24 protein-coding genes are annotated in these 24,822 nt (G+C 48.1%); 20 read left to right on the top strand and 4 right to left on the bottom strand.

Annotated elements, in window-relative coordinates:
- Positions 1-99: 99 nt before the first annotated feature.
- From ABMB67_RS03630 to ABMB67_RS03580, 11 genes are all read left to right on the top strand, one after another.
- Positions 100-732: a pentapeptide repeat-containing protein gene (locus ABMB67_RS03630; protein ID WP_354571146.1), complete on the top strand. Its 633-nt coding sequence runs from the start codon at positions 100-102 to the stop codon at positions 730-732.
- Positions 733-816: 84 nt separating this feature from the next.
- Complete coding sequence (locus tag ABMB67_RS03625) at positions 817-1,002, top strand: hypothetical protein (protein WP_354571145.1); 186 nt, start codon at positions 817-819, stop codon at positions 1,000-1,002.
- 197 nt (positions 1,003-1,199) lie between these two features.
- Positions 1,200-1,475, top strand: a complete 276-nt coding sequence (locus ABMB67_RS03620) for a hypothetical protein (protein WP_354571144.1) — start codon at positions 1,200-1,202, stop codon at positions 1,473-1,475.
- A gap of 150 nt (positions 1,476-1,625) precedes the next feature.
- Entirely contained in the window at positions 1,626-2,408 is a 783-nt protein-coding gene (locus tag ABMB67_RS03615) for a DUF4097 family beta strand repeat-containing protein (RefSeq protein ID WP_354571143.1), read from the top strand.
- A 192-nt stretch (positions 2,409-2,600) separates the two neighbouring features.
- Positions 2,601-2,744, top strand: a complete 144-nt coding sequence (locus tag ABMB67_RS03610; protein ID WP_251223684.1) for a YezD family protein — start codon at positions 2,601-2,603, stop codon at positions 2,742-2,744.
- A 106-nt stretch (positions 2,745-2,850) separates the two neighbouring features.
- On the top strand, positions 2,851-3,561 hold the full coding sequence (locus tag ABMB67_RS03605; RefSeq protein WP_251223683.1) for a phosphoadenylyl-sulfate reductase: 711 nt from the start codon (positions 2,851-2,853) through the stop codon (positions 3,559-3,561).
- A gap of 198 nt (positions 3,562-3,759) precedes the next feature.
- The gene (gene sat, locus ABMB67_RS03600) at positions 3,760-4,899 is read left to right on the top strand and encodes a sulfate adenylyltransferase (protein WP_251223682.1); all 1,140 of its coding nucleotides are present in this window, start codon (positions 3,760-3,762) and stop codon (positions 4,897-4,899) included.
- 74 nt (positions 4,900-4,973) lie between these two features.
- Positions 4,974-6,050 carry a sulfate permease gene (cysP, locus tag ABMB67_RS03595; RefSeq protein ID WP_251223681.1) on the top strand — a complete coding sequence of 359 codons (1,077 nt, stop codon included), beginning with the start codon at positions 4,974-4,976 and terminating at the stop codon, positions 6,048-6,050.
- Between the two features lie 29 nt (positions 6,051-6,079).
- Positions 6,080-6,685 (top strand): adenylyl-sulfate kinase, encoded by a 606-nt coding sequence (gene cysC, locus ABMB67_RS03590; protein WP_251223680.1) that lies wholly within the window; start codon positions 6,080-6,082, stop codon positions 6,683-6,685.
- Between the two features lie 13 nt (positions 6,686-6,698).
- Positions 6,699-8,321, top strand: coding sequence for a nitrite/sulfite reductase (locus tag ABMB67_RS03585; RefSeq protein ID WP_251223679.1), 1,623 nt, complete (start codon positions 6,699-6,701; stop codon positions 8,319-8,321).
- Positions 8,321-8,518, top strand: a complete 198-nt coding sequence (locus ABMB67_RS03580; protein WP_251223678.1) for a DUF3906 family protein — start codon at positions 8,321-8,323, stop codon at positions 8,516-8,518. The genes ABMB67_RS03585 and ABMB67_RS03580 overlap by 1 nt, the downstream gene beginning before the upstream one ends.
- A gap of 509 nt (positions 8,519-9,027) precedes the next feature.
- Here the strand turns inward: ABMB67_RS03580 and ABMB67_RS03575 are convergent.
- The 4 genes from ABMB67_RS03575 to ABMB67_RS03560 all read right to left on the bottom strand — a co-directional run bounded on the left by ABMB67_RS03575 (position 9,028) and on the right by ABMB67_RS03560 (position 12,748).
- A complete protein-coding gene (locus ABMB67_RS03575) occupies positions 9,028-10,857 on the bottom strand; it encodes a S8 family peptidase (RefSeq protein WP_354571142.1) in 1,830 nt (609 codons plus the stop codon).
- Between the two features lie 26 nt (positions 10,858-10,883).
- Positions 10,884-11,456, bottom strand: coding sequence for a GNAT family N-acetyltransferase (locus ABMB67_RS03570; protein WP_251223676.1), 573 nt, complete (start codon positions 11,454-11,456; stop codon positions 10,884-10,886).
- Between the two features lie 4 nt (positions 11,457-11,460).
- Complete coding sequence (locus ABMB67_RS03565) at positions 11,461-12,273, bottom strand: divergent polysaccharide deacetylase family protein (RefSeq protein WP_251223675.1); 813 nt, start codon at positions 12,271-12,273, stop codon at positions 11,461-11,463.
- A 172-nt stretch (positions 12,274-12,445) separates the two neighbouring features.
- Positions 12,446-12,748, bottom strand: coding sequence for a MerR family transcriptional regulator (locus ABMB67_RS03560; protein ID WP_251223674.1), 303 nt, complete (start codon positions 12,746-12,748; stop codon positions 12,446-12,448).
- Between the two features lie 224 nt (positions 12,749-12,972).
- On the opposite strand from ABMB67_RS03560, the gene cobA reads away from it, so the two are divergent.
- The 9 genes from cobA to ABMB67_RS03515 all read left to right on the top strand — a co-directional run bounded on the left by cobA (position 12,973) and on the right by ABMB67_RS03515 (position 24,708).
- Positions 12,973-14,445: a uroporphyrinogen-III C-methyltransferase gene (cobA, locus tag ABMB67_RS03555; protein WP_354571141.1), complete on the top strand. Its 1,473-nt coding sequence runs from the start codon at positions 12,973-12,975 to the stop codon at positions 14,443-14,445.
- A gap of 1 nt (position 14,446) precedes the next feature.
- A complete protein-coding gene (locus ABMB67_RS03550; protein WP_354571140.1) occupies positions 14,447-15,259 on the top strand; it encodes a sirohydrochlorin chelatase in 813 nt (270 codons plus the stop codon).
- On the top strand, positions 15,256-15,882 hold the full coding sequence (locus ABMB67_RS03545; protein WP_354571139.1) for a precorrin-2 dehydrogenase/sirohydrochlorin ferrochelatase family protein: 627 nt from the start codon (positions 15,256-15,258) through the stop codon (positions 15,880-15,882). The genes ABMB67_RS03550 and ABMB67_RS03545 overlap by 4 nt, the downstream gene beginning before the upstream one ends.
- Before the next feature lie 15 nt (positions 15,883-15,897).
- A complete protein-coding gene (gene cobT, locus ABMB67_RS03540) occupies positions 15,898-16,917 on the top strand; it encodes a nicotinate-nucleotide--dimethylbenzimidazole phosphoribosyltransferase (protein WP_354571138.1) in 1,020 nt (339 codons plus the stop codon).
- 314 nt (positions 16,918-17,231) lie between these two features.
- Positions 17,232-18,557 carry an FAD-binding oxidoreductase gene (locus ABMB67_RS03535; protein ID WP_354571137.1) on the top strand — a complete coding sequence of 442 codons (1,326 nt, stop codon included), beginning with the start codon at positions 17,232-17,234 and terminating at the stop codon, positions 18,555-18,557.
- 1 nt (position 18,558) lies between these two features.
- Entirely contained in the window at positions 18,559-19,923 is a 1,365-nt protein-coding gene (locus tag ABMB67_RS03530) for a (Fe-S)-binding protein (protein ID WP_354571136.1), read from the top strand.
- Positions 19,916-21,364 (top strand): FAD-linked oxidase C-terminal domain-containing protein, encoded by a 1,449-nt coding sequence (locus ABMB67_RS03525; protein WP_354571135.1) that lies wholly within the window; start codon positions 19,916-19,918, stop codon positions 21,362-21,364. The genes ABMB67_RS03530 and ABMB67_RS03525 overlap by 8 nt, the downstream gene beginning before the upstream one ends.
- Before the next feature lie 118 nt (positions 21,365-21,482).
- On the top strand, positions 21,483-22,235 hold the full coding sequence (locus ABMB67_RS03520) for an IclR family transcriptional regulator (RefSeq protein WP_354571134.1): 753 nt from the start codon (positions 21,483-21,485) through the stop codon (positions 22,233-22,235).
- A 286-nt stretch (positions 22,236-22,521) separates the two neighbouring features.
- Positions 22,522-24,708, top strand: a complete 2,187-nt coding sequence (locus ABMB67_RS03515) for a malate synthase G (protein WP_354571133.1) — start codon at positions 22,522-22,524, stop codon at positions 24,706-24,708.
- Positions 24,709-24,822: the final 114 nt, after the last annotated feature.

Below are 24,822 nucleotides of genomic sequence, written 5' to 3'. Positions count from 1 at the left end.
GTAAAGAGCTCTTGACACCTGATGATATAATCAATCAAGTAATGTTTTCTAGTAGAGAGTGATCTCTCCTGTTATCATCAAAAAGAGTAGGTGACCTGTATGAAGATTGATAAACCAAAATTGCCCCGTGAGCTGCCTTTAGGAAAGTTTCAAGATATTTATAGCGAGGAAGATCCTCATCTGCATGGATTGGAAGTGGAAAAGTCATTTTTTGATCATGAAACCATCGATCGGGTTCAATTGTATGGAATGGTGATCAAAAACTCTACTTTTCAGCATACGCAGTTTCGTCATATCGACATAACCGACGTTCATTTCGAAAATTGTGACCTCTCAAATGCGAACTTAAGCAATGCGAGCATTCATCGTGTAACCTTCAGCAACTGCAAGCTGTTAGGGGTTCAGCTTGCAGAAAGCCGATTCGGGAATGTTTTGTTTGATCATTGCTTTCTGTCGATGTGTAACTTTGGCGAGTCGAAAATGGAAAAGCTCCACTTTAAAGACTCCAATCTAACCCACGCCGATTTTTATCATTGCGCGATGAAAAAGACGCTTTATGAGCGATGCGACTTGGATGGCGTCAGTTTTGACCGGACTGCCTTAAAAGGAATCGATATTAGCAGCTCTGACTTTCAATCCTTGACTGTTTCACCGGATGAGTTGAGAGGGTGTATTGTTTCCGAAAGACAGGCCCTTACGTTTGCGGCGATGCTTGGACTGGACATCAAATAAACAGTGATTGAATCGCGCTTGCGTACCGTGTATGATGGAAGTGAATAGTTGGAATAATCAGGAAAAATTTTCAGGAGGTGGAACATGACTTGGTTCATCGGGATCGGGATTGCGATTGTGACCATCATCTGGCTCGCAATGGAGGTCGCCACGTCCCGGGACAGCGGGAAAGGACTTCGTTCCTATGTAACATCATTTAAGCGGAGCCTGCTTTTTGTGATTCCCTTGTTCGCCATCGGAGGCGTGATTTATTACATATTTTTTACATGAAATAGCGCTGTAAAAAGTCGGTTCCCTTGTGCAAAGGAACTGCTTTTATATGGGGCAAAACACATCTATTGATTTGTTTGAATGACAACGATTATATAGACTTGTCCCGACCTTTTGGGCAAGTCTTTTTTTATTTTAAACGGTGTGAGTGTAATCCGTCGATAAGATGGAGATACCTACTAACGAGGAGGTGCACGATGCATTCCAAGCAAACGGTAAAATACATTTGTCGAACGTACATATCCGGTAACCGCTATTATTATAAGATGGAACTGATTTCCCATGCTTCATGGGAGCAGCCTGAATCGTTGAATTGGTCGACACCGCGACCGATTTCGGAAAGAACCTTTAAAAAACGCGAAAAAGAAGGGTATAAGGTCGAGTATATTAATGAAACAAAGCAGCCTGCTCTGATTTTGCCTTTTAGAACGGGTGGAATGAAGGAGGCCACTGGAAAACGACCTTTTTCGTAAGTTGAAGAAGAAGCTGCTGAAAAAGTGTAAATCGTACTTTTTCAGCAGCTTCTATTTGAACAATAGGTGAACGTCGGAGTTAGGAGTTGGTTTCTTTCGTTCAATTAGGTACACTTAAGGAATGGTATGATAAGACGGGAGAGAAGAACGATGAAACAATTATTACTAAAAGCAGTGATCGGACTCGGGATTGTTGCCGGCTTGACGGGCTGCAATTTAGTGACATATGAGGAGGAACAGGTCTACACTTTGGATGCCGGCGAACTGGACTCATTCGTGATTGATCAGGATCAAGGAGATGTGTCGATTATCGGCGCGGCTGGAACGACTGAAATTACGGTAACCTCTCAAGTCGCGGTGACGAGTGAAGAGATGGAGGAAGCAGAGCAATTTGCCGAGCGCAATCTCTCGCTTGAACTGACGAGCGAGGGAGCAACAGGTTACTTAACGACGGCGGTCCATCAGGAGAATGCAACGGCGCAAGGGGGCCAGCATTTGACGATCGAGGTGCCGCAGGAGCTGATGATCGAGTACAAGCAAAATGAAGGCGAATTGAGTATAACCGATCTAGCGGGTGATGTGGAGATCCAGCACGGGCGCGGTTCGATGAAGCTCGAGCGTCTGCAGGGGAATGTGACGATAAGCGATGGGGCCGGCACGATTGATGTCGTTGAGATGGCTGGAGACTTGTCAATTAACGCCAATGCCGGCACGATAACAATCGCCGATTCGGTTGGCAATGTGAAATTGATTGCCGGATCGGGCCATGTGGATATTTCAAATCAAGAAGGATCTGTCTCCGTTCGCAGCGGCTCAGGAAATGTGACGATTGATTCAGTGAGCGGCGATGTGACGATTTTGGAAAACCGTGATGGAACGCTGACATTGGACAATATTGGTGGGACGATCACTGAACCAGAACAAGAAGGGTAGCCCGAGGGCGCTCTTCTTTTTTTTATCCCGGTTTACTGGAAGATGTAAATAAGGCCTAATTTGATTTTTTTCTAAATCAGTGATTGACAATTTGGGTAATGATGGATAGAATACTATTAAACTAATAATTCTTATAAAATTACAAGGGATTAACTTCCTCTTCCAACTACTGAAAATTTGAGGAGGTCCAAGATGCCGAATGATCAAGAATTTGAAAAAGTAACAGAAAGATTGAGGGAACTGTTAAGCGGATTAAAGTTTGGTTCTGTTACCCTGATTATTCAGGACGGGAAAATTATTCAGATGGAAAAAAATGAAAAAGTACGGTTGAAATAACCATGAAGCTGACTAGTCAACTAGAGGCGATCAAGGAACAAGGCAAGTTTGTTCTTTGATCGCCTTTTTTGCATCGTTTGCGATCATGGATCAAAGGAGGGATTGGATGACATTATCCTATCAGCAGTTAACAGAAGACGATTATGTGCGAGTTAATGAACAATTGAAAAAGAAGGATTCGATTGAGGTGCTGAAATGGGCTTACCAGACGTTTGGCGATGAGCTGGTCTATGCCTGTAGCTTCGGAGCAGAAGGAATGGTACTGATTGATCTAATTAGCAAGGTGAAGCAGGATGCGGCGATCGTCTTTTTAGATACCGACTTTCATTTTGCGGAAACCTATGATCTGATTGAACGGGTCAAGAAAAAGTATCCTCTGCTCCAAATCAAGCTTGTCCGGCCGGCAATCAGCCCGGAAGAACAGGCAGCATCCTACGGAGAACGCTTATGGGAGCGCGATCCCGACGCATGCTGCAAAATCCGCAAGCTGGTTCCGCTGGAAAACGAGCTGAGCCAGTATCGCGCCTGGATTTCCGGACTGCGTCGTGAACAGTCGCCTTCCCGGGCTCACACCCAGTTTGTCAATCGCGACGAGCGCTTTCAATCTATTAAAATATGCCCGCTAATTCATTGGACGGAAGAGGAAATCTGGATGTACATCAAGCTTCATCAGCTGCCTTACAACGAGCTTCATGATCGGAACTATCCGAGTATCGGCTGTGAGTACTGTACAAAGCCGGTTGCGGCGGGAGAGGATTCACGCAGCGGCCGCTGGTCCAATTTTAATAAAACCGAATGCGGCCTCCATCAAGGCTAGAAAATCGCTCCGCAGAAAATCGCTCCGCAATTTTTAAAAAGGAAGTGTGGGAGGATTCGAAGAAGGGCGCCGGCTCCGCGCGTTACGCCTGCCGAAAAGAAAGTCGTTTTTCGTCAGTCATAAGCCCGTGTAACGGCTCCGCACGCCGCTACAAAGAAAATTGCTCCGCAATTTTCTTATATAGAAAGGATGAGGAAGATGATAAATGCGCATGGTGGAACACTTGTACAACGCTTTGATCCGAGCTTGTCGGTTGAAGCAATTGAAAAAGAGATTGAACTGGATTCATTTGCTCTCTCAGACCTTGAATTAATTGCGATTGGCGGCTTCAGCCCGTTGACCGGTTTTTTAGGAAAGGCTGATTATGAGTCTGTCGTGACGTCGATGCGTCTCGATAATGGCACGGTTTGGAGCATTCCGATCACGTTGCCGGTTACAGAGGAAAAGGCAACGCAATTGGCCGAAGGAGAACGGGCGCGGCTGACGTTCAACGGAGAAACATATGGAGTCATTGAGATTACTGAGCTTTACAAGGCTGATAAGGAGCAGGAAGCTCTCCATGTTTATCGGACAACAGACGAAGCCCATCCAGGGGTGAAAAAGCTGTATGAGCGCCCGGATGTGTATGTCGCCGGTCCGGTGACGCTCGTCAAGCGTGTTGAGCGCGAGCGGTTTCAAAGCTATTATCTTGATCCTGTCGAAACGCGCCGCACGTTTGAAGAGCTGGGATGGAAGCGGATAGTCGGCTTTCAAACGCGCAACCCCGTTCACCGGGCCCATGAGTACATTCAAAAGTCGGCGCTGGAAATTGTCGATGGCTTGTTTTTAAATCCGCTTGTCGGCGAGACAAAATCAGATGATATTCCGGCCGACGTCCGGCTCGAAAGCTATGAAGTGCTGCTGGAAAAGTATTATCCAAAAGACCGCGTCTTTCTTGCTGTTTTTCCGGCGGCGATGCGCTATGCCGGCCCACGGGAAGCGATTTTCCATGCGATCGTCCGGCAAAATTATGGCTGCACGCATTTCATTGTTGGACGGGACCATGCCGGGGTGGGCGATTATTACGGAACGTACGATGCCCAGCTCATTTTTCAGGATTTGAAAGAAGGGGAGCTTGAGATTACCCCGCTCTTTTTTGAACACAGCTTCTTTTGCCAGGCATGCGGGAACATGGCTTCGACGAAAACGTGCCCTCACCCGAAAGATCAGCATGTGATTTTATCGGGAACGAAGGTGCGAAAGATGCTTAGTGAAGGAATAACACCTCCCCCTGAATTTAGCCGGGCGGAAGTGGTAGAAGTGCTGATTCGCGGACTCCAAAAACAGGTGCATGCCTAAAAGAATCGAAAAAAACTGCCATTAGGCTGGTCCGTCAGAAATGATTGATTTACAAGAAAGAGGGGATGAGCCTGATGCTTTCCATCATAGCCATCGTGATTGCTTGTTTCTTTGCAATGAATATTGGGGCAAGTGGCACGGCAGCGGCTATGGGGCCCGCCTATGGCAGTGGAGCGCTGCCAAGAAAACGAGTAGCCATGCTGTTGGTCGGAATATTTGCCTTTTGCGGGGCGTTGGCAGGAGGAGAGGTTGTGCGAACGATCGGCAGTGGGATCATTTCCCCGGAGATTGTCGATGTTGAACTTGTCGTCATTATTCTCACCGCCGCCTGTCTTTCGCTCTTTATCGCTAATTTAATCGGAATTCCACTGTCAACAAGCGAGGTCGTTGTCGGGGCGATTGTCGGCGCTGGCATTGCCTATCAGTCCCTTTATTTTGAAACACTGCTCGTGATCGTGATGTTCTGGGTGATCGTTCCCGTCGTCGCGTTTACGCTGGCACTGGCCGTCGGGACATTGATCCGTTCCGGAGAACGGAAGTATACGTTTTTGAAAGGGAAAGGAAGATGGCGCAAGCCGCTTGTCATTTTGCTGATTATTAGCGGCTGTATGGAGGCGTTCGCGGCGGGTATGAATAATGTCGCCAACGCGATTGGCCCGTTAGTCGGAGCGGGCGTGATTGGGATACAGGAGGGAATTTTGCTGGGAGGCGCTTTTGTCGCGCTTGGAGCGATCGTACTCGGGGGGAAAGTGCTTGAAACGAACGGCAAACGAATCACAAGCCTCAGCCTCCTTCAGGGAAGCGCGGTTTCCGGGATTGGCGGCACGCTTGTCATCATCGCCTCGATCTTCGGCTTGCCCGTCCCGCTGACGCAGGTTACGACTTCAGCGATTATCGGAATGGGGACGGTAGAAAGAGGCTTCCGTCTCTGGCAGAAAAATATTCTCAAACAAATTATCAAGGTGTGGGTCGTTTCCCCGGTTTTTTCACTCGTTTTGTCATACTTACTTGTTTTACTGTTCAGGAAGAGTGATTACTATTCGCTGTTTATGCTGCTCAGCGTTTTCATCGCGACAGTGGGAACCTACAGCCTTTACAAATCGGTTCAGCAGGAACGAAGAACGACATATGATGATGGGGCAGGAATCTAAAAGATAGAGAACGAGCTGGAGGGAAAAAGATGACTCAATCAAAAGAGGTACAACTTGTCTGGCACGAGGCAGCGGTAAGCAAGGAAGAGCGCTGGGAGCAGACCGGTCATAAAAGCGCGATCCTGTGGTTTACCGGCTTATCAGGCGCGGGAAAGTCGACGCTCGCCAACGCTTTGGAGAAGAAGCTGTTTGAGCAAGGAACACGCAGCTATGTGTTAGACGGCGATAATATTCGTCACGGGCTGAATAAGGGACTTGGCTTTAGTGAGGAGGACCGAAAGGAAAACATCCGCAGAATTGGCGAGGTTGCCAAGCTGTTTGTCGATGCGGGAACGATTGTTTGTACGGCCTTCATTTCGCCGTTCAGGGACGATCGCCGACAGGTTCGCGCGCTCGTTGAAGAAGGCGAGTTTATTGAAATTTATGTGCGCTGCTCGCTTGAAGAGTGTGAAGCACGTGATCCGAAAGGACTTTACGAGAAGGCGCGCGCAGGGGAGATCCCGTTTTTCACTGGAATCAGCTCACCTTATGAGGAGCCGGAAGCACCGGAGCTGATTATTGATTCCGATAAAAAAACGGTTGAGCAGTCCGTCGACGAAATAGTGGATTATTTGAAAAAGAGAGCGATCATCTAAGGAGGCGATAGCGATGGCATACGAAAAGATTTGGGCAAACGAGCCTGATAAGTTGAATAAGGATGAGCTGCGCAAGCTGGAAAAGGACGGACTTGAAATTTTACAGGATATCGAGCGCTATGCGAAAGAGGGATTTGAATCGATTCCGAAAGAAGACTGGAGTCTGTTTAAATGGGCAGGTCTTTATTTACAGAAGCCGAAGGAAGACGGTTATTTCATGATGCGCGTCAACATTCCGAGCGGCGTCATCACAAATGAGCAGGCCGAGGTGATTGCCGGAATCGGGAGAGATTACGGGCGCGATGTGATTGATATTACGACACGCCAGGCGATTCAATATCACTGGCTTCAGATTGAGCAAATGCCGGATATTTTCAAGCGTCTCGAATCGGTCGGTTTATCATCGGTCGGGGCTTGCGGCGATATCCCGCGGACGATTGTCGGCAATCCGCTCGCTGGGATCGACCCGAATGAGCTGCTTGACACGCGCCAGATTGTCGAGGATGTTTACTGGTATTTCCAGCGCAATCCGGAGTTTTCCAACTTACCACGTAAATTTAAAATGTCGATTTCAGCTAATATTCATAACGCCGGGCACGACCGGATTAACTGCGTCGCCTTTACACCGGCTGTGAAGGAAGTGGATGGCGAGGAAGTCGTCGGCTTCCATGTCAAGGTCGGCGGCGGCCTGTCAGCAAAGCCTTATTTGGCTGAAGAGCTTGATGTGTTTGTCCGGCCGGAGCGGGTGAAGGAAGTGGCGATCGCGATTACGACGATTTACCGCGATTACGGCTACCGGGAAAAGCGTCATCGGGCGCGTCTGAAGTTTCTCGTGGCCGACTGGGGCGTCGACCGCTTTAAAGAGAAGCTGCTCGAATATACAGGAGAGCTGCCGTCAAAGGGGACGTGCAAGCTTGAGAAATGGAATGGCGGCTATTTCTATGGCGTTCATCCGCAAAAGCAGGCTGGTTTAAGCTATGTCGGCTTTAATGTTCCGGTCGGAAGAATGAACTCGGCGGAGTGGTTTGAGCTGGCCCGGATTGCGAAAACATATGGAAATGGTGAAATTCGCACATGCAATTCGCAAAATATCATCATTCCAAATGTTGCAAACGAGAAAGTGGAAGAGCTGTTGGCGGAGCCGTTGTTTGAGCGGATTAAGCTTGAGCCAAAGCATTTTATCGGCTATTCCGTCTCCTGTACCGGAATTGAATATTGCAACCTGGCGCTTGTTGAGACGAAAGAGCGGATGCGGCGCGTAGCGGAATATTTGGATGAGCATATTTCGGTCGATGTTCCTGTCCGGATTCATATGATCGGCTGTCCGAATGCGTGCGGGCAACGGCAAATTGCCGATATCGGTCTCCAAGGGGTAAAGATGAAAACGAAGGATAAACAGATGGTGGAGGCGTTTGAGTTTTACGTCGGCGGAACTTTGGATACAGAGCATGCGCAATTCAACAATAAGCTGAAGGGAAAGGTCGAGGCAGAAGAGTTGGCGCCCGCGTTAACCTCACTTTTGCGCTATTTCGAAGAAAATAAGGAACCGAATGAGGTGTTCTTTGATTTTTATCAACGGGTCGGTCACGAAGCGCTGCAAAACGCGCTCGATGAAATTCTCGGTGTGGCTTCCTGATGCGGTATCTTTATAAATTCGAAGTCGACCTCGCAGAAAAAAGCGTGACAGTGATCGTCGCCGCTGACTCCGAAGAAGCGGCCTTTACCGCCGCTGAACAGGAAGTCGAAAAAAGCTTCCTCAAACTCCCGGAGATCGGTGAAATAACCTTACTTGAAAAAAAACCACTACGCAAAACAGCCGCGTTTATGGTATAAGGTTGTGCCCGAACGGGCACAACCTTATAAGCAATTAGCGGAGTCGCTGCAAGAGTTTGAAGTCTGTTAGGGGCGGTTTTTCTCCTAACAGACGGGCAGCGCGCGGAGCGATTGCCAATGTTGTCAAAGGTAGTTTCTTAAGCTCGAAGCAGGGTGCGAAGTCTGTGCCTCTTTTAAAATCCCCAACCGAAGCGGGTTTCTTCGGTTGGGGATTTTAGCGGAGCCGCTGCTAATGTTAGATAGTAGAAAGGTAAGTTTTTACTCAAGCAAAGGGATAACGCTTCAACACAGCAGCGATTTGCAAAAACGCCTGTGGCGCTTTTCCTTATAACATGCCGGCTGCCTCCATAGCCAGCCGGCTATTTCAAGGAAGTTGGAAAGCTTATTCAAGGAGGGCAATGGCTACGCTCGCTACGCGTCCGTCACCAAGAACACCACTTGGAGATGGACTTGAAACAATGTAGCGGCTTCGCACATTGCTTGTAAGAAAAACGCCTGTGGCGCTTTTCTTATGAAATCGACTCCAGCGCTGCGACGATATTGATTTCCCCGAAGCCGTAATAAGGGTCATGGCCTGCGGTGCCGAGATCTTCCGCGGTGGAGGTGATGACGTCATACACTTCCTGGTTCGTCAGGTCCGGACGTAAGGCGCGGATGAGACCGGCCAGTCCGGCGACGTGCGGCGCTGCCATCGACGTTCCTGACATGACCGTATAGTTGTTGTCCGGAAACAGGCTTGGAATATGCTCCCCGGGGGCAGCGACATCGACGTGCTGACCGTAATTTGAGAAGAAGGCTCTGTTTCGCGTATCATCAACCGCCGCTACAGTCAGCACTTCGTCGTAGCGCGATGGATACATCGGGTCTTCCACATTGTCATTTCCTGAAGCCGTGATTAAGACAACGTCATGTTCATAAGCGTAGCGAATCGCGTCATGCAGCGCATCGGAGTCATAATAGTCACCGAGGCTCATATTGATCACATCGGCCCCGTGATCAACCGCCCAATAAATGCCTTTCGCGACCTCGAACGAGGAACCCTCTCCTTTTTCATTCAGCACTTTCACAGGGAGGACCTGGCTTTTCCACGAAACGCCGGCAATTCCGGTTACGTTGTTCGTGAGAGCCGCGGCAATTCCGGCGACATGTGTCCCATGGCCGTGGCTGTCGGACACATCGTCACTTTCATCAAAGGCATTGAAGCCAGGTAAAAGTTTATCTTTCAAATCAAGATGGTTCGGGTCAACGCCAGTATCGAGAACGGCAATCGTGACATCCTCGCCGCCCGACAGATTCCACCCTTGGCCGGCATAAATTTGATTTAGATTCCATTGATAAGGCTGGAAAAATTCATCATTCGGCACGGCGCCCTCGGCTGTGACCCGCTGTCTCGGCTTTGTCGGTTCCTCCTCCTTCGGCACAGTCGAAAGCAGAAGGTTTTGCTTTGAGAAAATATAATTCGGTTCAGCGATTTCTAAGTCATATTCCCGCCGAAGCCGGCCGATTAATTCCTCGGTCGATTCAGTTGGGGATTCGACGACATAGAAAGGATCATGGTTTTCTTTGACGATTAAATTTTCCTGGGCGGCGAACCAGTCTGCCGCTGCCAGAGGCCGTTTGAATTTAATGACGGCTTGATTTTCATGATAAGTATGCTGCAAATGTTCAGGCTTTTGATTATCGGACTGGACAACGATTTGCCAGCCCAGTTCGGGGACGATTTCTGCCTGCAGGTTCTCCGGCATGTCGTCTGTCGTTTTCCAGCCGATATCAGGGTCGGCTCCGGAAACGAAAAAGCTGCCATTCGCATCGGCGACGAAGGCCAAATCCTTAACGAACTGCTGGACGAAGGTGAGATCAATTTCACCAAGCACCGTCCGTCCATCCTCTAGCTTTTCCCCCATTAGCATATACTGTTTGCCGTCAACGGAATAAGGATCAGAAAATTGGCTGTGCATATGAGTATGCGTCAGCTTCGAGGTGTCAAAACGCTCCACCTCGCCAACCTCGACCTCTACTTCTTTCTCATCTAAAATCGCAAAGCCATGGAAGTGGGGATGCTCGTTAATTTCCTCTGTAAATTTTTCCGGTAGTTCATCCTTTTGACTGGAATCCGCCCAGCGCTGCATTTGTGCGGACAGCTGCTTTAAAAAGAGCGAGGTGGTCATCGCCAAATCTTCCGCCATCAGCTTGTCCATCGCTGAGTTTTCTAGCGTTTGCGGGATATCCTTTGTTTGAATCGAGTATTGATTATCGGTAATCAGCGTTCTGCCGATAATCGCCAGACCAAGTCCAATCACTCCAACGATAAGTACAGTTTTTGCCATTCGCCACATCATTCTTGTTGTCATCCTTTCTTGGTGATTTATTTAAAAGTAGTGGAGCTTTCGTCAAAAAAATAGGCCATAAACATTTCATCAGCAAAATGGTCTTCAAGCCATACTTGGTCCTTCTGCACGCCTTCCGTAACAAAGCCGCTTTTTTCATATAACCGCCTGGCAACTTCATTGGTGGAAAACACAGTCAGGCAAAGCTTATGAAGCCGGTGCTGGCGGCACCAGGCAAGTGTATAGTCCAACACTTTTTTGCCAATCCCTTTCCCTTGAGCGCTGTCGTCGAGCCACATCCGATAGAGACCTGTATGGCGCTTCATCGCCAGTTCCCCCCGCAAAACGCGGGCGACTCCCTGCACCGCTCCGCCAATCTCAACGACGATGTACATATTGTCTTTTCGATCAATTTGTTCAATAAAGGCTTCCTCTTCGGCAAGGGTGTGGACACGTTCCTTTTGAAGATAGGTGCCTTGGGACACAATTCCGGCGGCTGAAGCGATAATCGCACTGGCGTCGCCTTTCACAACGGGGCGCAGCGTCACCTTCGTCTGGTCGTTAGCGGCAAAGGACCAGATCAAAGGCTTGTCTTGAACTTGATTTGCCATCTGCTTATTCCTCCTTCCATTTCGCTTGCCAAAAAAATTGATAATCTTTATCAATCGGTGAATCAAGCAGGTGGGAGGCCGGGACAATGTCGACTCTTTTTTCTTTAAAGATCGGAAGGGCATGGCTGATGCCGGCAAATGTTTCGTTTCCTTTTATGCCAACATGGCCGATGCCGATCGCCTTATGCTGCTTTTCCACCACCTTCAAAAGCGAGGTCATCTGCTTGTGAACATGAGCGCGTGAAGACAATGTATCATCGAGAAAAATATGCCGCGTCGCATACGGGATTCCCAGTTCCTCGGCTACTTTTGGAATCATTGAACGAGGGCTTGTCCCACTGTCAATCACATACAAATTGTGGGCTTTCACTTCTTCCAGAATGACTTTGACAATGTGTTCATTTTCGACAACTTTAGAACCCATATGATTGTTGATTCCTTTTGCATGGGGAACATCGGCGATCGACTCGCGGACACGGGCGCGAATTTCATCATCAGATAATTGACTGGTGATCGCTTTTGGACCGAGCCAGGAAGCTTTTCCTCTTTTCGGCTCCATCGGCATATGAATAATCACCTCGAGGCCGGCTTGATGAGCCCGCTCCGCCTGCTCTGTGGAAAAGGGCTGAAACGGCATAATCGCCGCTGTGATCGGAATGTCTCCTGTCAGAAAATCGTCAACTCCCTTCACATCCCCGCCAAAATCATCAATAATGATTGCAACCTGGTTCTGTTCTGCGGCGGAAAGCGGCAAAGGTGCACAGTAGATGGTCAATACAGCAAACAAGAGCAAGGTAACCTGTATCAAACGTGGCATTTCATAAGTCCCTCATTTCTTGATCTTTTGTCTAGTTTGCCATAGGAGACTTTTTTCTATGAGCGAAAAAGTAAGGGCGCGCCAAATGGATTGTATTTCCTTTTGACGCGCCGGCAAAAAGAGAGGGTGCCGTAAAAGTCGACACTTTTACGGCACCCTCTCTAAGCGTATGTTATTTTCGCATGTTGAACGCGGCATTCAACTGACCACGCAACATTCTTTCCCGTACTTCCTGCTTCTGCAACTGTTTTTGTTCCATTCGTCTAATTTCAAATGTCTGCATGCCATCTTCCATCTTATTCGCAATATCAACGAGTCTTTCAACATCAAGGAAAGAGTATTTTCTCGTTCCACCTTTGGAACGCTCGGGATAAATTAATTTTCGCTCCTCGTAGTATCGGATCTTACGCTCAGACAGTCCGGTTAACTCACTTACCATCCCAATCGTAATTACTTTTTTATCTTTGTAGGACATTGTCACCACCCCCGCCATATGCTGTTTTTCTCGTTGGAATGTTCGGACCTTTTGCAATATCATATCACATTGAGTGTAAAGAAGTGTCCGTTCATGTTAGATAATCTTACATTTTTTTTTAGGAGGTGATTTTTGTTGAATTCCTGTATTGTGATTATCCAGATGTTGTATTATACTTGATAAAACTTATAAAAAAAGTCGGGATACAGAAAAGAGGAATCGGGATGGGAGAGCAAAAAGGCTATGTGTTTTTAGTCGGAGCAGGACCGGGAGATGTAAGGCTTCTGACGCTAAAAGGGGAACAGGTCATTAAAGAAGCGGACGTCATTCTGTATGACCGTTTAGTCAATCCGCTCTTGCTTGAACTGGCTAAGCCAGAAGCTGAGCTTGTCTATTGCGGCAAGCTGCCTGATCGCCACCTTCTTCGCCAGGAGTCGATTAATGAGCTGCTTGTCGCATACAGTCAGGCTGGAAAACGGGTCGTTCGCTTAAAGGGAGGAGATCCAAGTGTATTCGGCCGGGTCGGAGAGGAAGCGCAGGCGTTGGAGCAGGCCGGTATCCGTTATGAAATTGTTCCCGGTATTACGGCGGGAATTGGCGCAGCAACATATGTCGGGGTTCCGGTTACCCACCGCGATCATGGCGCATCGTTCGCGATGGTCACCGGCCATGATAAATCGGACAACGGTCGGCCGTTGCTCGATTGGCGCGGGCTGGCGACGATTGATACCATCGCCTTTTATATGGGAGTGAAAAACCTGCCTTATATTTGCGAGCAGCTGCTGGCGCATGGGAAACCCGGACAAACGCCGGTGCTGCTCATTCAATGGGGGACGCTTGGGAAGCAGAAGGTACTTGAAGGGACGATCGCGACGATTTCAGCGGAAGCAAGCCGCGTCGGTTTTTCCAATCCGGCGATCACCTTAATCGGCGATGTCGCCAAGCTGCGGACGAAGGAGAGCTGGTTTGAACGGCAGCCCCTCTTCGGTACGCATCTTCTGTTTGCGCGAACCGGCAGCGGGAAAAGCGAAATCGCCGCCGGGCTAACCGAGCTTGGGGCGACGGTGTTTGAATACCCTCGTTTTCAAACGATCTGGGAAACGGCTCCAGTTCCTTCATTCGCAGAGTTTCAGGAGATCATCTTTCATTCGCCGGCGAGTGTCAACTGGTTCTTTGCGAAGCTGAAGGAGCAGCGAATTGATATTCGTTCATTAACGGCTGACTTGTACGGGGCTTCAGGAAAGTCGGTGAAAGCAATTGAAAGTTACGCCTGTCTCGCTTATCCTGTAACTAAGCTTACTCGCCACCAGCAGGGAAAGCGGCTAGTCATTGGTGACGAGAGGGTTGAGAAGAGACAGCTCCCCGATTACGGAAGCTATCAATTTTGCCGCTCCCACCGTGAAACCGTCGTCGCTCAATCGCATATGACGTGCCGGCGCTTACTGGAGGAGGATCGGCTCGATACGATTGTTTTTCCAAGCGCGGAGGCGGTTCGCGTCGTGACGGAAGAAATCAAAGTTTGCTCAGAAACGCCGGCAAGCCTCTCTTCGCGGGCGGCGGTGATCTGCTTCGGGCCGGCTTCGGCAAACGAAGCGCGCCGGTTAGGATATGAGATCAGGGAAACGTTACAGGAGCCGACGAGGGAAGCTTTGCGCGAGGCAGTAATGAAGGCTCACTTTGCAAAAGGAAGGGTGTAAGATGCAGGCGATTCTTTATATCGGACATGGAAGCCGTGTGCAGGCAGGGAATGAAGAGTTACGTAATTTTGTCGAAAAAGCAAAAGCCGCTCATCCGGAAGTCGCCATTCAGGAATGCTGTTTTTTGGAGCTGGCTGAGCCGGATATCACGGAGGGAGTGCGGGCCTGTATAAAGCAGGGAGCGACGAGGATTGCCGTCGTTCCTGTTCTTTTATTAACCGCGATGCACGCCAAAGTTGATATTCCACAGGAAATCGAACGCCAGCGGGCGCGTTATCCGGATGTGGGCTTTACATATGGCCGGCCGATGGGAATTGAGGCGACGATGATTGAAATTATGAAAGCACGCCTAAAAAAAGCCGGAATGAGTTTGACAGAAGCGCGGCCGCACTATGAAGAACGGCAGCCGGTCTCGCTCTTGCTTGTCGGCAGGGGCAGCAGTGATCCGGATGCGACGAGCGATTTGATGAAGATTGCGAGGCTCGTGTGGGAGTATACGCCGGTAACAGACGTGGAAGTGTGCTTTATGGCGGCGACGCACCCGAATGTCGAAGAAGGGCTTGCTCGTGTTACCCGCCTGCCGAATGAAACGGTCTACGTCATCCCTTATCTGCTATTTACCGGCGTGTTGATGGAAACGCTGGAAAAGCAGCTTGCGCAGTGGTCGAAAAAGACGGAAAAGTCCTTTATTCTTTGTGACTATCTTGGCTTTGACGACCGACTGGTTGATGTGCTGGCCGAGCGTGTTCAAGAAGCGCTGGAGGCCGAGCCGTTTTCGGCTGATAATCTGAACAGGCGGTGGCTGCAACAATGAACGAGCTGCCGGTGATGATCAATCTAGCAGGAAAAAGTGTGACCGTTGTCGGCGCGGGAAAAGTCGCAGCACGGCATCTGCCGAAATTACTGGCAGCCGGAGTGTCAAGCGCGGTCATGATATCGCCGTGTCTTAATCCGGAGCTGACTGGCTATCTCGAACAAAGCGAGGTTACATGGATGGAAAGAACGGTAACCGCTGAAGAAAGCTTTTCATCCGACCTGCTGCTGCTGACGAGCGATGACCATTCCCTTCATCAAGCGCTCTATCGAAACCGTCGGCCCTCTCAATGGGTGTATGTCGCCACAGACCCGGCTTTAAGTGATTTTACCTTTCCATTAACAGTGAAAAAAGGAAAGCTGCTGATTACCGTGTCGACAAGCGGAATCAGTCCAACCTATGCAAGGCGGATCAAACAGAGGCTGGTTGCGACTCTCCCCGAGGATAGTGAACAGGATTTAGCTTTTTTGGAGGATGTCCGCCAGCGGGTGCTCTCCAGCCAGCTTCCGGCGGCAATGCGAAAACAGCTCTTACAACAGGTGGCAGCTGAAGAATTCCTCCGCCAGCCTGAACGGGAGCGTTCTTTCACATTGCTGCTGGAAGAAGCGATAAGAAACAATTGAAAAGAGGAAGATACGATGACGATTCAACCATTTGATCTAGCAATAATCGAGCAGGCAAAAGCACATCTCGACCAGCTGACAAAGCCGCTTGGCAGCCTTGGCCGGGTAGAAGAGCTGGCCGTGCAGCTGGCCGGGATTACCGGCGAGGTGCAACCTGTGATCGAAAAACCGGCGATTATCGTCGCAGCGGCCGACCACGGTATCGTAAACGAAGGAGTGTCGGCGTATCCGCAGGAAGTAACGGCGCTGATGATTGATAATTTTGTGAAAGGGGGAGCGGCGATCAATGTGTTCGCCCGTCAAATCGGCGCAGCTGTTACCGTAGCCGATGTCGGCGTCAATTATGAGCTCGACAGCCAGCCGATTGCCCATCATAAAATCCGTTATGGCACGGGGAATTTCCTGCATGAGGATGCGATGACGGAGGAGGAAGCAGCCTCGGCAGTGGAAATCGGACGCCAGTTGGCTGTTGCACAAATTGAAAAAGGGCATCGCCTTTTAATTACCGGTGAGATGGGGATCGGCAATACATCGGCTTCGAGCGCGCTGACCGCGGCGATTACGGGTGCGAAGGTCGCCGATGTCGTCGGATTTGGCACCGGCATTAATCAGGAGACGAAGCAGCAGAAAATCGCGATTATCGAAAGAGCGCTCACGAACCGTGGCATTACGTCGCAAACCCCGCCGCTCTCCATTTTGGCGAAAGTCGGCGGACTGGAAATCGCGACGCTTGCCGGTGTGATACTTGAAGGAGCGGCCCGGCGGGTGCCCGTTCTGATCGACGGCTTTATTTCCTCGGCCGCGGCGCTTGCCGCCGCCAAGCTGGAGCCGGAAGTCCATCCTTATTTAATGATCGCTCACCAATCTGTTGAAGATGGCCACCGCATTGTTACCGATTATTTACAGATCAAGCCGTTGCTTCAGCTTGATCTGCGCCTCGGAGAAGGCACCGGAGCGGCGCTCGCCTATCCGATCGTCGAAGCTGCATCCCGCATGATGCGAGAAATGGCAACGTTTAAGGATTTAGGCATGTAGAAAAGCTATAGCAAGACTAATAAAGACAACAAGAGGATTTTCGTATCGGAATTAGGTATGAAAATCCTTTTTTAAAAGATAGAATTAATAAAATTTCAGCGAGGTTTTTGAGCGGTTTCAAAGGCAAAGGCTCCGCGCCAGTCTTTATACGCCCGCCATTTTCAAAGTAAAAAAAACCTCATGAAAAAAAGTATTATAAAGAAGGACATTCGCATAAAATGAGGAATATTACTAAAAGTGAAAATTTTTACAGACTTCTTTTGAGTGATTTCAGAAACTGTGTTTCCTAATACGAAACAAAAAGAGGTGATAGCATGATTGTTTCAGAAGAATTCAAGGAGTTAAAAACACTAGTGCCGGAACAGCAGATTGAAGAAAAAGGGGAAGAACAAACTCTATTTGGGAACGAAGGGCGGGTGGCCGTCTATCCCAAAACAGAGCAGGAAATTGTAAGCGTCCTCACCTATGCCAATGACAATGGTAAGAGCGTAACGGTGGCCGGTAGAGGGACAAAAAAAGCCTTTGGTGGCGTGATCGCACAATCTGATCTTCTGCTTTCATTAGAAAACTATACCGGGATCATCGAGCATACTGTCGGCAATATGACACTGACGGTAAGGGCGGGCACTCGGTTTCAAGACATTCAGGATTACCTCGCTGCCCATAAGCAAATGATCCCACTTGATCCGTTCTGGCCTGATTCAGCGACGATCGGTGGAATTGTAGCGGCAAATGACAGCGGACCAAAGCGCCTTGGCTATGGGTCTGCAAGGGATGCTGTTATCGGAATGAAATTGATTTATCCAGATGGGAGGGTGATCCGCGCAGGTGGAAAAGTCGTCAAAAACGTTGCAGGCTATGATATGAATAAATTATTTATCGGTTCAATGGGAACGCTTGCTGTGATTTCGGAAATCACATTTAAGCTCAGCCCAATTCCGAAGGAACAAAGTCTCATTTTGCTTGCTTTTGCCCAAGAACAGCTAGAGGAAGTTCGCAAATTTGCCGTTCGTTTTTTGGATTCAGCATTGGAGCCGGTCGCGCTTGAGCTTTTCAATCCAACGCTTGCGAAAGCAATGACTGGAAATGAGCGGTATACATTGGCGATTAGCTTTGAAGATGTGAAGAGCTCTGTCCGCTATCAGGAGGAGTTTACAAAACAGCTTAAGCCTGCCGGCGCAGAGCCGCGGGTTTTGGCAGGCGAAGATGCAAGGAACTTTTGGAAGCGCTTTTATGAGCTTCCTCCTAATGGCTTAGGACAACCAGAGGAGCATGAGACAGAAGCCATCTTAAAAATAGGCGTCAAAAACCTCGATGTTCTGCAAGTCATCCGCAGCTGCCATATGCTGGAGGAGTCACATCATATCGAAGTTGCGGCGCATGGAGGCTTAGGGCATGGTTTAAGTCAAGTGGTGCTAAAAGGGGCGGCAAAGAATGTGATCACGGCAATCGATGCTATTCAGCAGGCAGTAACCGCATTATCCGGCTATGTGATTGTCAAACATATCCCACTGTCGATTCGAAAAAACATCTCAGTATGGGGCGAGGAGCCATCGTATTTCTTTCTGCTGGAAGGAATGAAAGCGAAGATTGATCCGAATAAGATTCTCAATCCTAAGCGCTTTGTGGGAGGGATGTAAGATGAGTACAGTTGAAGGAAAGCAAAAGCAAGAGCCTCCGTGCACGAGCAGCATGAACAATTATTTATGGAAAGATCAACCGGATGAAAACAAATGGGCTGATTGTGTTCACTGCGGGATGTGTTTAGAATCATGTCCGACCTATGAACTAACAGGTCAGGAGCAGCATTCGCCGCGCGGACGCGTTCATTTAATTAAGTCGGTTGCCGAAGGAAAGCTGGTCGTAAATGAGCAATTTTCCGATCCGGTGTTTGCTTGTTTGGATTGTCGAGCCTGTACGACTGCTTGTCCAGCTGATGTTGACGTAGGTGGTCTAATTGAGGAGGCGCGTGGGCAGATTCGCCAGGCGATGCCATTAACAGGGTGGAAGGGCCAAGTAAGCAAATTGTTTTTGCAAGGGATTTTTCCCCATCAAAGTCGGCTTCACTCGCTTGGTCAGCTGCTGAAGCTCTATCAGAAAACAGGCGTTCAAAAAGTGGTTCGAAAAACAGGTTTGACAAAAATAATGCCTAAGCATTTGGCTCAAATGGAAGCGGTTATGCCGACCATTGCCAGACCTGTGATGAAACGTTATAAAAATCAGGAAACCATTCCTGCCAAAGGCGAAAAAAAGCAAGAGGTCGCTTTTTTAACAGGCTGTGTCATGGATGTGATGTTCAGCGATATTAATCAGGCAACGATTAATGTGCTAACGAGAAATGGCAACGAAGTCACGATTCCTAAAAATCAAACGTGCTGTGGTGCTTTGCATGTCCATGCCGGGGATCGTGATATGGGGCGAAAGCTGGCGAAGCAAAATATTGAAGCATTTGAGCAAGCTGATAAGGTCATTGTCAATGCGGCTGGTTGTGGCTGCATGCTTCAAGAATATGGAGAGCTTTTTAAAGAGGTGGACACAGAATGGTATGAAAGAGCGGAACGCTTTGCTGAAAAGGTAGAAGATATATCAAAGCATTTACATGACACAGGCTACCAAAAACCAAAAGCAAAGCTGAATGCTCGAATTACGTATCACGATGCCTGCCATCTCGCTCATGGTCAAGGTGTTCGGCAAGAGCCGCGTGACTTATTAATCGATATTCCAGGTGTCGAGATGGTTCACATGGCAAACGCGGATCGTTGTTGTGGGAGTGCGGGTGTCTACAATATAACAAACCCTGAGATGGCAAGCGCTGTGCTTGATTCAAAGATGTCCAATGTTCCTGAGGATGTTGAAATGATTTCGATGGGAAATCCAGGCTGTATGCTGCAAATGGCGATCGGCGTTGAAAAATATGGACGAAATCAAAAGGTTGTTCATACCGTTCAATTATTGGATTGGGCGTATCAAAAAGAAGATGAGCAGGAGGGGCAAAAGAATGAGTAAACTGAAAACAAAAGATCCCCATATTCGTGAACTGGCAGCGCTCGTGCCAGGTCCTTACTCCATTCTTTACGAACGTGAAGATTTATTAGCGTATGATTGCGACGGGTTCACGATCCATAAGCATTTGCCGAAAGCTGTCGTCTTTCCCAATACGACAGAGGAGGTCGCTGCGATTGTGCGTTACTGCGCACGCCATCGGCTGCCGTTTTTAGCGCGCGGAGCCGGTACAGGACTAAGTGGGGGCGCGATTCCGGTAAATGGCGAAGTAATTATCAGTCTCGTGAAAATGAAGCGGCTTTTGGAAGTCGATTTAGAAAATCGGCGCGCTGTTGTTGAACCGGGCTATATTAATCTTAAACTAACCAATTCCATCTCCGATAAAGGGTATTATTATGCGCCGGATCCTTCCAGTCAATCCTGCTGTACGATTGGCGGCAATGTCGCTGAAAATGCCGGCGGTGCTCATTGTCTGAAATACGGGGTCACAACGAATCATATTCTTGGACTTGAGATTGTCCTGCCGAATGGAGACATTATTGAAATTGGAGCGGGAGGCATTCCGGATGCACCCGGCTATGATTTACTAGGCTTATTCACTGGTTCGGAAGGGACGCTTGGGATTGTGACGAAGATTACGGTGCGGATTCTTAAAAATCCTGAAGCAAAGCAGACCGTGCTGGCGTATTTTGATAAGGTTGAGGATGGGAGCCAGGCTGTCTCCGATATTATTTCTGCCGGGATTGTGCCGGCTGCACTAGAAATGATGGATAAAACGGCGATTGAAGGTGTTGAGTCAGCTGCCTTTCCGGTCGGGCACCCGCTTGATATAGAAGCGCTTCTTTTGATCGAAGTAGACGGGATTTCTGCCGGGATCCAGGAGCAAATTGACCATATTCTCACCGTTTGTCAACGGCATCATGTTCGAGAAGTGAAGGTGGCGCAGGATGAGGGCGAACGAGCCAGATGGTGGGCTAATCGTAAAACGGGTTTTGGCGCGATGGGGGCGATTTCCGCTGATTATCTCGTCCAGGACGGAGTCATTCCCCGAAGCAAGCTGCCTGAGGTGCTAACGCGCATCAATCAAATTAGCAAAGAGAGTGGTTTGCGAATTGCGAATATTTTTCATGCTGGAGACGGTAATCTCCACCCGCTCATTTTGTTTGACGCGCGGATTCCCGGTCAAGCTGAAAAAGCATTAGAAGTAGGAAGCGCTTGCCTGAAGGTATGTGCAGATGTCGGCGGCTCGATCACCGGTGAACATGGTGTCGGGATTGAGAAGATGAATGAGATGCGCTATATTTTCTCAGAAGACGAAATTTCTGCCCAGACGGATATTCGAGAGGTTTTCAACCCGGATCGCCTGCTCAACGACGGGAAGCTGTTTCCTTCACCGGGAAGATGTGTGGAAGTGAAGCTGGCTAGACAGGCAGAAAAGGTCTAAGGTTGATGTCAACGAGATGACGAAGGAAAATGACCATATCAACCTCCGTACTCTAATCGGAGATGCTATCTTATGGTATAATGTCCCTACTAATGAAGCAGCGTAATGGAGGTTAAGTATGGTTAAGTCGGTAGACCGAGCACTAAGAATTATCAGCTTAGTGAGTCAAAATAAAGACGGACTAGGTGTAACGGAATTAGCATCTCAGATCGAATTAAATAAAAGCTCGATCTACAAAATTTTGAGCACACTTGTTAGTCATGGATTTATTGAACAAGATCAAACGACGAAAAAGTATCGCTTAGGCTATAAATATTTGGAGCTCGGCTCATTATTGCTTGATTCCATTGATCTGCGCAGTCAGGCACGTGTCTATTTAGAGGAATTAGAGCGTCAGACAAATGAGGTCATCCATCTGGTCGTCTTTGATCAAGGTGAAGTGTATTACATTGAGAAATTGGAAGGGAATGAAACGCTTCGGACGCACTCGAAGATTGGACGCAGAGCTCCAATTCATTGCACGAGTGTCGGGAAAGTGATCCTTGCCCATTTGACTGAACAGGAGGTAGAGGCAATAATCCAAAAGCAGGGCTTACCGAAACATACGGAAAACACAATTACAGACAAAGCAGCGTTTCTTGTAGAATTGCAGAAAATTTACAAACAAGGCTATGCCGTTGAAATAGAGGAAAATGAAGCCGGGATTAGCTGTATCGCCGCGCCGATTTTTGATCATCTCGGAAGGGTGACAGCAGCTGTAAGTATTTCAGGTCCCACCCTTCGAATGACGACGGAACGTTTACATGATTTGCAGCAATTGATTATCGAAATTGGCAAGAAAATATCAGCGAGATTAGGCTATACGGAGTAAGCCAATCTTTGATTTTAGAAAAGCCAATCCTAAAGGGGCTGGGAGCTTACTCAAGAGGGAGCGGGCTTGCCCGTTACACGTCTTGCACTTTCAGCCTCCCTCCTATAAATGATAACGGCTTCACGTACGCTGCTTTGTGCCATTGTCTAAAAATTTAAATTAATGAAAAAGTAATTGGAAATTCTTTGGGTGGTGTGCTATGATTGTAGTAAAGAGAAACATCGTTTCCTATTAAGAAACAAAAAGATTAATTAAGGGTACACTCAAAAATAAGGAGGATGAACCGATGCAACAGTACGAAAAAGTAGGTCAATTAAAAGTCGCGACGGAGTTATTTGAGTTTATTAATCAAGAGGCTTTGCCAGAGAGCGGGGTTGATCAACAGCAGTTTTGGGATGGCTTTTCGAGACTTATTGAAGAGCTCGCACCAGAAAATAAAGCTTTGTTGGCAGAGCGTGATCGAATTCAGCAGCAAATTGATCAATGGCATAAGCAGCATCGAGACTCTTTTGATCCTGCTGTTTACAAAGAATTTTTAAAAGACATCAACTATCTGGAGGCTGAGAAAGAAGATTATCAAGTTAGAACGGATCATGTCGATTTAGAATTTAAACAGCAAGCTGGCCCGCAGTTAGTGGTTCCAGTGAATAATGCGCGGTATGCCATCAATGCCGCGAACGCGCGCTGGGGAAGTCTGTATGATGCTTTATATGGTACGGACGTGATACCTGAAGAGGGTGGTGCGGAACGCTTGGCTACCTACAATGAAGCGCGCGGGAATAAAGTCATCGCCTTTGCAAAAGACTTTCTTGATAAAACATTCCCGCTTCAAACGGGATCGCATCACGATGTGACAGAATACAAGGCTGGTGCAGCATTTACGGCTACACTGGCAAATGGTGAAGAAACGACATTGCAAGCCGCCGAAAAATACAGAGGTTTTCAAGAAAAAGAGGGTGAGCTTACAGCGATTTTATTAAACAATCATGGTCTTCATGTTGACATTCAGATTGATCGCCGTCACCCGATCGGTAAAACGGATAAAGCCGGTGTGAAAGATATTCTTGTCGAAGCGGCGATCACCACCATCATGGATTGTGAAGATTCGGTAACAGCGGTTGATGCAGAGGATAAAGTGGTCGTCTATCGCAACTGGCTTGGCTTGATGAGAGGTGATTTATCAGCATCATTTGAAAAGGCTGGAAAAACAGTGACGCGAACATTAAATCCGGATCGGGTTTATTCAACAGCGAATGGCGGAACAGTAACGCTTCGCGGCCGCTCGCTGATGCTTGTCCGTAATGTCGGGCATTTGATGACGATCAACGCTGTACTTGATAAGGATGGAAATGAAGTTCCTGAAGGAATTTTGGATGCGGTTGTAACGAGTTTAATCGCTAAACATACGCTGCTCGGAAATGGAAAGTATCAGAATTCAACAACCGGCTCGATTTACATCGTGAAACCAAAAATGCACGGCTCTAAAGAAGTGGCATTTGCCAATACATTATTCGCGCGCGTGGAAGATTTGTTAGGGCTGGAGCGCTTTACTTTGAAAATTGGTGTCATGGATGAAGAACGGCGAACGTCCCTTAACTTAAAGAATTGTATTTATGAAGTGAAAGAACGGGTTGTTTTTATTAATACAGGCTTCTTGGATCGCACCGGTGATGAAATTCATACATCGATGGAAGCTGGAACGATGGTCCGTAAAAATGATATGAAAGCTTCAGCGTGGCTGCAAGCATATGAGAAATCAAATGTCCAAATTGGTTTGGAGGCGGGTTTACAAGGAAAGGCGCAAATTGGAAAAGGAATGTGGGCAATGCCTGATTTAATGAAGGCCATGCTTGAACAAAAAGGCGGGCAAATCAAAGCAGGTGCCAATACAGCCTGGGTCCCTTCTCCTACAGCAGCAACGCTTCATGCGCTTCATTATCACGAAATAAATGTTGTTGAGATTCAAAATGAATTAAAAATACAAAACGGAAATTATATAGATGAGATTCTGACAATTCCGCTCGCGGAAGATACAAATTGGAGCCCGGAACAGATTCAGGCAGAGCTTGATAACAACGCACAGGGTATTCTGGGCTATGTTGTTCGTTGGGTTGAACAAGGCGTCGGTTGCTCGAAGGTACCGGATATTAATAATATTGGATTAATGGAGGATCGTGCGACATTACGTATCTCGAGCCAGCATGTTGCCAATTGGCTTCACCACGGGATTTGCACGGAGGCGCAAGTAATTGAAACGTTGGAGCGGATGGCAAAGGTTGTTGACGAGCAAAATGCCGGTGACCCGGCGTATCGTCCGATGTCTGCTAATTTTGAGCAGTCGATTGCCTTTCAAGCAGCAAAAGATTTGATTTTCCTTGGGAAAGAACAGCCAAGCGGTTACACAGAACCAATTTTGCATCGTCGTCGGATTGAGTTTAAGGAAAAAGCTGCGCAACGCCTATATAGTAAATGATTTTAACGGGAGGCCCACTTGGTGCCGGAGCAGTAATGGAATGTTAATTAAAAGAAATAGGTGGGCTGAGAAATCGACTTGTGTCAGGGAAAAAGTAATTCAGAAAAAATAAAC

The organism is Halalkalibacter oceani, from assembly GCF_040544555.1.
Taxonomy (GTDB): Bacteria; Bacillota; Bacilli; order Bacillales; family Bacillaceae_D; genus Halalkalibacter; species Halalkalibacter oceani.
This window is presented reverse-complemented; position numbering and strand designations above follow the sequence as displayed.